Origin of the sequence: Paracoccus lutimaris, from assembly GCF_003337565.1 — a bacterium.
In the GTDB taxonomy this organism is placed as follows: Bacteria; Pseudomonadota; Alphaproteobacteria; order Rhodobacterales; family Rhodobacteraceae; genus Paracoccus; species Paracoccus lutimaris.
In genome coordinates this window covers 45664-55006 of record NZ_QPJL01000024.1, presented here as the reverse complement: position 1 = coordinate 55006, position 9343 = coordinate 45664, and the positions used below count along the sequence as shown (strand labels likewise).

Genomic DNA, 9343 nt, shown 5'->3' with positions numbered 1-9343 from the left:
TCATCAAGTAAGCCAAGGCTTGCGAAGCGATCACATCGGATGATCCGGCAACGGATATCACGATGGAAAGGGCCGCCCCAAGGGGCGGCCTTTTTTACACTGAGGGGTGCAGATGGCCGTTGAGTTTCAATTGACCCGCGCGGAGTATTTCGCCGCCCAGAGCCTGCATTCCCGGCGCCGCTTCCGCCGATTCCTGTGGGTGTGGCTGCTGCTTTTTCTGTCTGCTTCCAACTGGTTGCAGCGCGACCGCTTTGGCGATCCGGGTGCCTATTGGGTTCTTGCGGTGCTGATCGGGGTCGGGCTGCTGCTGCTGGCGGTGCTGGACTGGGCCATGCCCCGGATACTCGCCACGATCATGGTCCTGACCGCCTGGAGACAGCAGCCGATGCTGCGCGAGCCGGTCTCGTTCGAAGTCGATGATGCCGGCCTGCGCTATCACAGTGATCGCGGCAACTGGCAGTATCGCTGGGCCGACCTGATCGGCCGGGCCGAAAACAGCCGCATCTGCCTGCTGTATCTGGCGCCCAACCTGATGCTGCCGCTGCCCCGCCGAGTCCTGACCGAAACCGATCTGGCCACGATCCGGCGCCATCTGGGCCGCTGATCGATGCGGCTGATCGACGCCGGCGGACATGGCTGCGGCACCGGGGTGGGCGCCGCAGCCGGCCGGGATTATTGCCCTGCCAGTGCCTTGGCCAGCCGCATCAGGCCGACCGCCTCGCTGCGATAGCCAAAGGCATCCTCGCCCCGGCTGTCGCTGGCCAGCGCGATGGCCTGATCCCAGCCCCAGTCGCCCAGATATTTGTCGCCTGACAGCAGCTGGCCGAAGCCGGCAATGGCGGCGGCAAAGCGGGCGTCGGCATCATTGCCGCCCTGTCCGGCAAGGATCGGGGTCTCGATCAGGGCCGAAGTCGCCTCGCCCGGCAGCTTGTAGCGCAGGCGCAGGTGGCCAAGCTCGTTGCCCGTCCCTGTGACCGCGGCAGGGGCGGCATAGCGCAGCGGCTGATTGCGCAGCGCCGGGCTGCCGGGCGCGGTGATCTCGTAAAGCGCGGTCGCGCTATGGCCAGCGCCGATTTCGCCCGCATCGATCTTGTCATTGCTGAAATCCTCGCGCGCCAGCGCCCGGGTCTCATAACCGATCAGCCGGTATTCGGCGACCTCGGCCGGGTTCCATTCGACCTGGATCTTGACGTCGCCGGCAATCGGGAACAGCGCGCCCGAAAGCTGGTCGACCAGCACCTTGCGGGCCTCTTGCAGGGTGTCGATATAGGCGGCCTGCCCATTGCCGTTCTGGGCCAGCGCCTGCATGGTCGCGTCATCCAGATTGCCGCGCCCGAAGCCCAGCACCGACAGATAGGTGCCCTGGTCGCGCTTGCGGGCGATGTAATCCGTCAGCTCCGCCGGATCGGCGATGCCGACATTGAAATCGCCATCCGTGGCCAGAAGGATGCGCGAGACCTCGCCCTGACCGGCCATGGCGGCGGCGGTGCGATAGGCCAGCTCCAGCCCCTCGGCCCCGGCGGTCGCGCCACCGGCCGCAAGCCGGTCCAGCGCCGCCGAAATCTTGTCCTTGTCGCTGGCCGGGGTGGGGGCCAGCACCTCGCCGGCGGAACCGGCATAGGTGACGATGGCGACCTGATCCTCGGGGCGAAGCTGGTCCAGCGTCAGCCGCAGCGATTGCTTGAGCAGCGGCAGTTTGTCCTGTTCCTCCATCGAGCCGGAAGTGTCGATCAGAAAGACAAGGTTCAGCGGCGGGCGGTCCGCGATCGCGGGCATCCGGCCCTGCAGGCCGATGCGCACCAGCCGCGTGTCCTTGTTCCAGGGCGTCGGCATCACATCGACCGCGGCGCGGAACGGGACCTCATCCGCATCGGGCGCGGGATAGGCATAGGGGAAATAGTTCACCATTTCCTCGATGCGGACGGCCTCGGCCGGGGGCAGGGTGCCGGCCATCAGCGACGAGCGGATGACCGCATATGATGCCGTGTCCACATCGGCCGAGAAGGTCGAGACCGGTGTTTCCGTCGTCACCTTTACCGGGTTCTGATCGGCATTCGCAAAGGCTTCGGTGTCGGGTTGGCGCAGGGGCATCGCCTTGGGCGCGAACTCGGCCCGCAGCTTGGCCTTGCCGGCCTGCGCGGGGGATGCAGCTGCCGATTCCTGTGTCCTGGCGACCCGGGTCTGTGCCGGCGCCACGGCATTGCTGGCCGCATCCGCCGTAATGAACTGCGCCTCGGCCGGCTCGGTCGCCGCGATCTGAGGCGCGGGGGCGGGTTCGGGCGTGGCGGGGACCGGAGTGATTGCTGGCTCCCCCGGATCCAGTTCGACCGATGCCGCGGGGGCTGGGCCGGGGGCGGGGGTCGCAATCGGATCGGGGGCGGGGGTCGCAATCGGATCAAGGGTCGGGCCGGGACGGTTCTGTTCAACCGGCAGGATGACAAACAGGCCAAGGCACAGCGCCGCGACCGAGGTGGTGGCGGCAAGGGCGGGGCGGCTGGTCAGATGGGCAAGCATGGTACGAACTCCACTCAGGAAATCCGCCCGCTGTTTCGGGCGGTCCTGATTGGGACGCGCGGTGGCGGGATTTTCTTGGTGCAGCGCGTCGAAATTTTCCATCGCCCGCGCCAGGGCACGCTCGCGCGCGACCGGATCGGGGGCGGGTGTGCCGTCGCGCAGCGCTTGTGCCAGGCGCTCAAGCGGGTCTTGCGGGTCGCGGGTCATGGCGTGCTCTCCTCCTCTTGCGCCAGCGCGCGGAGGCGTTTGCGGGTCTCGGACATGCGCCATGCCACGGTGCCCTCGGGAATGCCGAGGATGGCGGCGGTCTCGGCCTGGGTCAGGCCCTCGTCCAATGTCAGGGCCAGCGTGTCGCGCAAATCTTCCGGCAGGCGGGACATGGCGGCGGACAGCCAGTCCTGAAGGGCGGCGCCCTCGGCCAGTTCGGCCTGACGGTTGATTTCCCATGCCCCCCAGCCCGAGGCCGCGCGGGCATGGGTGGCGGCGCGGCGGCGGCGGTCATGGGCGGCATTCACGGCGACGCGGTAAAGCCAGGTGGTGAAGCGCGCCTCGGCCCGCCAGCCTTTCAGGCGGGTGGGCAGGCTTGCGCAGATGTCCTGTGTCAGGTCCTCGGCCTCGGCCCGGTCGCCGGTCAGCCGCCAGCACAGCCCGTGCAGGCGGTCGTAATGACGCGCAAGCAGCGCCGCAAAGGCGTTGCGGCTGCCATGCGCGGCCTCATGGGCAAGCGTGTCGTCGGGCGTATCCATCAGCATCACAAGACTGGGACGCATCCGCACGCCCGATCCTTGGCCAGCAGTCCGAATTTTTTCATCCCCCGCAAGAGGGGATGGAAAAAGGGGGGCGACGCGCGCCCCCCTTCGTGTCTCATCTCAGGCGTTGTAGCGGGAAAAGCCGCGGCTGGTCTCGGCGGTGAAGACCGCGCCGAAAAGTCGCGGCGCCAGCGTCGAGGAACTGCCCAGAAGCTCCGTCACCTCGTTGACCGAAGCCTCGCCCCAGCGCAGCACCAGCAGCGAGCAATCGGCGAAGCCTGCGGCGATCTCGACCTCGGGGCGTTCGGCGAGTTCGGGCAGGATCAGCAGGATCAGGTCCAGCTGCGGGCGCAGCGCGCCAAGGCAGGCCTCCAGATTGCGCTGCTGGGTCGCGGCCAGGATATCGGTGCCCTTGGGCAGACCAGCAACAAGCGGCTGGCCGGGGCGGGCCGTGGCTTGCAGGCGCGCAAGTTCATCCAGCGGCGGGGCGCCGATATCCAGATATTGCGGCGCGGTGCCCGCCGGCGTCAGCGCGGCCAGCGCGGCGGCGTCGCCCGTCAGGTCCAGCACCAGCACCCGTTCGCCAGAGCCGGCCACGCTGCTGGCAAGCCAGCCCGACAGCTGCGCCACGCCCGAGCTGCGCGAGGCGGCCGCCAGCCCGCTGATCAGGGCGCCGTTCTCGGGGTGGATGCGCTGCATCTGGGCGATGATGCTGCGCAGGCTGCCCCGGGCGGCGCTGTTGGTCGCAGGCGGCGGCATCAGGAAGCTGCCCGGCTTGGACACGGGCTTGCGCGCCGCCGAAACGCCGGGCACCAAGCCAAAGGCGCGCAGGCCCAGCCCGTCGCGCAGCTCGGTCACGCGACGCAGCCGGTCGTCGGTCATCTCGCGCAGGAAGGCGATGCCAGTGCCCAGAACCAGCCCGGCAAAGACCGTCAGCACCAGCAGGCGCTTGGTCTTGGGCGAGGCGACCTGATCGGGGGGCACGGCGCGGGCAATGACGCGGGCCGGCGCGCGCTGGAAGCTTTCGCGCTGCGCGGCCGAGATCATCTGCTGCAGCATCGAGCCGTATTGGCTGCGCTTGGCCTCGGCGTCGCGCTCAAGCTCGCGCAGGCGGATGGATTTCTCGGCATCCGCGCTGGCGCGGGCGCGCAGCTCCTCGACCTGGGCCTCGGTGGCGGTGATCTCGCGGCGGACGGCCTCGATCTGGGTGTTCATGCGCCCGGCGATCTGACGGGCCTCGTCCAGGATCACCTCGCGCAATTGCTGCTGGTCCTGCTGGTTGCGCGCCACCAGATCGCTGGAGGAGCCCCAGCGCCGCACCAGCTCATGCTGTTCCGAGATCAGCCTCGCATAGCGGGTCTGGAAGTCACGCAGCGCGGGGCTGGCGACCTCGCCGCCCAGCGTGCCGTCCATCAGCGCCCCGGCCGAGCCGGAATCGACGATGCCCTCGATCTTGTCCTGGCGGTTCTCGATCTCGATCAGCTGCGAGCGCAGGCTGATCAGCCGGTCCGTCGCGCTGGAGAGTTCCGCCTCGGAGGGCAGGACCGAATCGCGCATGGTGAACAGGTTGTTCTCGCGCCGGTAATCGGCCACGGCGCGGTCGGCGGCCTGCACCTCGTCGGCCAGTTTCTCGACGCTTTGGTCCAGCCAGCTGGCGATACGCCGGGTGTCCGACAGCGCCGCATCCGACGAGACGTCGAAATAGGCGTCGATCAGCGTGTTCACCGCCTTCATCGCAAAGACCGGGTCGGGCGAGGTAAAGGCGATCGAGATGACATAGGTGCCGCCGTCGCGGGAAATGTCGAAATCTTCCATCATCTTGCGGCGGATGATCTCGCGCCGGCTGGCCTCGGCATCCTCGGCGTCAAGCACCGGCTTTTCGCTGCGTGGCGACAGTGCCGCGCGCAGCATGTCGAGCAGCGCGCTCAGCGGGCCGGGTTCCTCGGCGGCTTCGGTCGAGGGGTCGAACAGACCCATGTCCTCGGCCGAGCGCATCGTCACCTCGCGCGAGGACAGGACCTTCAGCTCGCTGTCCACGACCAGCGCGTCCGACAGCAGAAGCGTCGGCGCCTCGGGCCCCGAGGGCGAGTTCGAGATGCGCGGATCGACCACCACCTCGGCCCGGGCGGTATAGGTCGGCTTTGCGAAATAGGCATAGACCATCGCCAGCGCGGTCAGCGCCAGCGTCAGGCCCGCGATCAGCCGCCATTGCCGTCTGAGGCCCGCGCGGGCGGCGCGGATGGTGCTGGCCAGATCGACCTCGGGCACCGCTTCGCGGGGGGCGTCTTCGCTGCGCCAGTGTTTCTTGCCGGTTTGGATCATGTCGGGGTCTCCGGTCCCGGCAGACCGGCAACCGGCGGGAAAGCCGGCGCCGGAACATTTCCGGGCAGTTCGTGTTCAGACTTGCGGGGCCGGGCGGCAATCATGCGGCGCAGCCATGGCGGTGTCGGGGAAGGGCGGGAAAGGCGGGGCGTCATGCGGTGCCCCCCGGGATGCGCGATGGGCTGCGCCATTCGCCCAGGCTCACGCCCAGCATGATCACCCAGCTGAGCATGAATTCGTGCTGACGATACAGGAACGGCTCGCCCAGTGCGACATTGATCGGCAGGATCGACAGCACCAGCCAGCAGACCGACATGGCCGAGCCGCTGGCCCGCCAGCGGCGAAATGCGCGCCTGAGCGTGGTCAGGACCAGAATCAGGATCGCGGCGATGCCGATCAGCCCGGTGCCGATGCCGACATCGGCCAGGAAATTGTGAAAGGACGGTGCCGAAGAACCGGCACGAAGCACTTCGAAATGCTGCGGGGCAAAGCGTTCATTGACCCAGAATGCGCCAAAGCCATAGCCGCTGATCGGGCTTTGCCCGATCATATGCGCGCCGATGGACCAAAGGTCGGTCCGCCCGGTCAGGGTGGCGTCCTTGCCGGTGGCGGCGAACAGCGCGGCCATCGGGTCGATCCCGGCGATGGTCAGGATCATCGGCGCCAGCGCGATCAGCGCAACCATGGCCATCAGGGTGAAATGCCGCATCGCGGCTGGCAGCCGGTCGCGGTTCAAAAGCAGGATCAGCCCGCAATAGCAGGGCATCAGCACCACGGCGGTCATGGATTTCGACAGGATCACCATGGCGGCGCAAAGCACCAGCGCCGGAACCGCGATCGCCCGCGCAAGGCGCGGCATCTCGCCCGGCGTGCTGAGGATCAGGCTGAGCGCGATCAGCATCGCGACCAGCGAGTAATGTCCCAGCATGTTCTTGTTGGTATAGATGCCCAGCAGCCCGCCGACATCGCTGAAGACGGGCTGAAAGACCCCCGTCGCCAGGTTCAGAGCCGAGGCAGTGGCGCCGCCCAGCGTGGTCGCGAACAGGATCAGCACCAGCTTGCGCGGGGCAAAGCGCCAGCCCAGATAGCTGGCCATCAGCGCGGTCATGATCAGCTGCGCGCCGCCGACCGCGGTCACCGGTCGCGACACCGACCAGACCACCGACATGGCGCAGACGGCCGGATACAGAAGATAGGGCCAGTTGCGGCCCAGAAGCCGGAAATAGGCCGGCCAGACCGCCATGATGCGCAACGCCGTCAGCAGATAGGCCAGCAGCCAGACAAACTTGGCAACGCCCCAGCGATTGGGCAGATCGCCCGCGCCCGCCAGCACCAGAAGCCCCAGCATGAGGTCGATGCCCAGCCAGAAGGCTTTCTGCTGATGCGCGCGCCATTTCGGCAGGTCATGCGCGGCCGGCCCGTGCGGAGAGGCGCCTAGATCGACCATCGGCGAGGCTCCGTACCGGTCATGTTCCGCAAGCGACGCGGCCGCCAGTCCGCGACCGAGCGGCCGAAATCGACCAGAATCGCGGATCGCAGGGCATCGACAGGCGCGGTCTCTTGCGGTGGAAGGAAGGCGGTCATGGGAAATCAGCTTGCATGCTGGACCAGCACAAAGGCTTCCCAGTAGCCTTTCCGGTGCGGATCGTCGGGCGGGTTGGGGAAGTTCAGCGACCACTTCCTTGCCCGGGTCTCAAGATAATCCTCCTGCATGTAGTATTTCTCGCGCTGCGAGGCATGCAGGCGGATGACCGCCATCTTGGTCGCGTGCTCGTCGGTGATGTCGACGAACCAGTTCGGCTGGAAGGTCGAATCATTGTCGATGCCCTCGGCCAGCAGCAGGGTCGGGTACCATCTGGCCCGCCTTGCGGCGATGCGCACGGCCGCGGCGACAGCGACATGGTCCTGATGGGCCGTGCTGGTTTCGCCGGCGAAATGGCTGATGACCAGTTGCGGCCGATATTCGTCAAGCAGTTCCTCCATCCAGCTGACCAGTTCGGCGGAGCGGGTGACATAGCCATCCTGAAAATCGCCGAAGACGATCTCGGCATCGATATGGCGCGCGGCGGCGGTCGCCTCTCCGACCCGGCGCCAGGCGGCGCAGTTTGCGCCGTTCTCACCCCGGGTCACGATGACCAGAATGACCCGCCATCCCTGTCGCCGCAGCTTCGAGAGCAGCCCGAAACAGGACAGTTCGGCGTCGTCGGGATGGGCAAAGACCGTCATGGCAGTCTGTTCCTGAGGCCGGTCAATGAGTGTCATGGCAGTTATCCGTATTGTCGTTGCTGCGAATAACATTCGCTTTCTTCGCGCGCCGGAGAGACCCAAAGACAGATTAAGCATGCCTTGTCCATACCCCGAGTTATTGCTGGGATGGATCATTATACTGAACGGTTTGGTAAATGAACCGATTGGGTCAGATTTGCGCAAATGCCCACGAATTCATTGAATATTTTATGTCTTATGTGTGGTTATTGATGCCTTGGTGACTGATATAAACTTCTACTTTAACGCGAATTGATTCGCTAATATTTAATTGTAAACAACTGTTATTACTGAATAATTAATGAGGCTGCCCTGGTCGAACAGCCTTTTTTACATCTGCATTCATGTTTTGCATTGAAGTGAATTTCGGGCGGTCTTCAAGGGGGGTTAAGCATGAATCCGCTCATATTTAAGCTTGGCGCGTGCCATTGATTGACAGGGTGCGTGTGGAGATTAACAGGGGGCGCGTTGTCCCACCGTCAATTTGCGGGTGAATCACGGGCCGGGATATCGCGTAAAGTGTATCTGTGTTGGAATTGGCGAGATTATGTTCGACGTGTTGAAAAAAGTGCAGGATACCCCGACCTATCGCGATCTTGCCCCGCATGGGCTGGTCGGGCGATCGCAGGATTTCGGGCCGCGCCCGGTCCGCCGCGACTTCTACGCCACGCGCGGCAAAAGGATGCTCGACATTGTCGGGGCGCTGGTCCTGCTGCTGGTGTTTTCGCCGCTGATTCTGGTGATCTCGCTGCTGATGCTGTCGCAGCGCGGGCCGGTCATGTTCGGGCATCAGCGGGTCGGTCAGGGCGGCACGGCCTTCGCCTGCCGCAAGTTCCGCACCATGGTGCCCGATGCCGAGGCGCGTCTGCAGGAGCTGCTTGAGCGCGACCCCGAGGCACGGCGCCAATGGCAGGCCGACCACAAGCTGGACAATGATCCGCGCATCACTCCGGTCGGCCATTTCCTGCGCCGCAGCAGCCTGGACGAGTTGCCGCAACTGGTAAACGTCCTGCGCGGCGAGATGAGCCTGGTGGGACCGCGCCCGGTGACGCGGGCCGAGCTGCAGCGATATGGCGTGGACAGCGCCAGCTATCTGGCCTTGCGTCCGGGCCTGACCGGAAAATGGCAGGTCAGCGGCCGCAATGACATCAGCTATGCCAGCCGCGTCGCCCTTGATTCGACCTATGCGCGCGAGTTCAGCGCCCGGGGAGATCTGGCGATTCTGCTGCAGACGGTCAGGGTCGTGCTGGGCGCCACTGGAAAGTGACCTGGCGCTATTTTCTGAAGCTGCCCCAGAGGCTGCTCAGAAACGCGGTCAGGTTTGCCGTCAGCACGACGACAAGCAGTGTCGGCAGCGCACCGGCACCGAAAAGGAAATACGCGCAAGCGCCGGCAAGAACGCCGACGATCAGGCCCAGAATCAAAGCACCGACTGGCATGGCCGCATATCACTATGATTTTCGCCGAAGTGCCAGTCGGTATTGAAAATTATC

At 65.7% G+C, this 9343-nt stretch carries 8 protein-coding genes; 2 read left to right on the top strand and 6 right to left on the bottom strand.

Annotated features, from left to right (window positions below; genetic code table 11):
• The first annotated feature begins 112 nt into the window (after positions 1-112).
• Positions 113-604 carry a YcxB family protein gene (locus DFP89_RS16550; RefSeq protein WP_114350495.1) on the top strand — a complete coding sequence of 164 codons (492 nt, stop codon included), beginning with the start codon at positions 113-115 and terminating at the stop codon, positions 602-604.
• 68 nt (positions 605-672) lie between these two features.
• Here DFP89_RS16550 and DFP89_RS16545 read toward each other — a convergent pair whose 3' ends face one another.
• From DFP89_RS16545 to DFP89_RS16525, 5 genes are all read right to left on the bottom strand, one after another.
• Positions 673-2616 carry a vWA domain-containing protein gene (locus DFP89_RS16545; protein ID WP_425452671.1) on the bottom strand — a complete coding sequence of 648 codons (1944 nt, stop codon included), beginning with the start codon at positions 2614-2616 and terminating at the stop codon, positions 673-675.
• Positions 2617-2717: 101 nt separating this feature from the next.
• Positions 2718-3260 carry an RNA polymerase sigma factor gene (locus DFP89_RS16540; RefSeq protein WP_114350498.1) on the bottom strand — a complete coding sequence of 181 codons (543 nt, stop codon included), beginning with the start codon at positions 3258-3260 and terminating at the stop codon, positions 2718-2720.
• A 123-nt stretch (positions 3261-3383) separates the two neighbouring features.
• Positions 3384-5585: a GumC family protein gene (locus DFP89_RS16535; RefSeq protein WP_114350493.1), complete on the bottom strand. Its 2202-nt coding sequence runs from the start codon at positions 5583-5585 to the stop codon at positions 3384-3386.
• A gap of 151 nt (positions 5586-5736) precedes the next feature.
• Complete coding sequence (locus tag DFP89_RS16530) at positions 5737-7032, bottom strand: O-antigen ligase family protein (RefSeq protein ID WP_114350492.1); 1296 nt, start codon at positions 7030-7032, stop codon at positions 5737-5739.
• A gap of 143 nt (positions 7033-7175) precedes the next feature.
• Positions 7176-7847, bottom strand: coding sequence for a PIG-L deacetylase family protein (locus DFP89_RS16525; protein ID WP_181870371.1), 672 nt, complete (start codon positions 7845-7847; stop codon positions 7176-7178).
• Positions 7848-8397: 550 nt separating this feature from the next.
• Between DFP89_RS16525 and DFP89_RS16520 the strand changes: the two genes are divergently transcribed.
• Positions 8398-9117 (top strand): sugar transferase, encoded by a 720-nt coding sequence (locus DFP89_RS16520; RefSeq protein WP_114350490.1) that lies wholly within the window; start codon positions 8398-8400, stop codon positions 9115-9117.
• A gap of 7 nt (positions 9118-9124) precedes the next feature.
• Here DFP89_RS16520 and DFP89_RS20385 read toward each other — a convergent pair whose 3' ends face one another.
• Positions 9125-9289, bottom strand: a complete 165-nt coding sequence (locus DFP89_RS20385) for a hypothetical protein (RefSeq protein ID WP_181870370.1) — start codon at positions 9287-9289, stop codon at positions 9125-9127.
• Positions 9290-9343: the final 54 nt, after the last annotated feature.

Excerpts from the sequence above, each read along its gene's own strand:
- DFP89_RS16550 (WP_114350495.1), top strand. The coding sequence starts at position 113 with ATGGCCGTTGAGTTTCAATTGACCCGCGCGGAGTATTTCGCCGCCCAG.
- DFP89_RS16545 (WP_425452671.1), bottom strand. The coding sequence starts at position 2,616 with ATGGAAAATTTCGACGCGCTGCACCAAGAAAATCCCGCCACCGCGCGT.
- DFP89_RS16540 (WP_114350498.1), bottom strand. The coding sequence starts at position 3,260 with ATGGATACGCCCGACGACACGCTTGCCCATGAGGCCGCGCATGGCAGC.
- DFP89_RS16535 (WP_114350493.1), bottom strand. The coding sequence starts at position 5,585 with ATGATCCAAACCGGCAAGAAACACTGGCGCAGCGAAGACGCCCCCCGC.
- DFP89_RS16530 (WP_114350492.1), bottom strand. The coding sequence starts at position 7,032 with ATGGTCGATCTAGGCGCCTCTCCGCACGGGCCGGCCGCGCATGACCTG.
- DFP89_RS16525 (WP_181870371.1), bottom strand. The coding sequence starts at position 7,847 with ATGACACTCATTGACCGGCCTCAGGAACAGACTGCCATGACGGTCTTT.
- DFP89_RS16520 (WP_114350490.1), top strand. The coding sequence starts at position 8,398 with ATGTTCGACGTGTTGAAAAAAGTGCAGGATACCCCGACCTATCGCGAT.
- DFP89_RS20385 (WP_181870370.1), bottom strand. The coding sequence starts at position 9,289 with ATGCCAGTCGGTGCTTTGATTCTGGGCCTGATCGTCGGCGTTCTTGCC.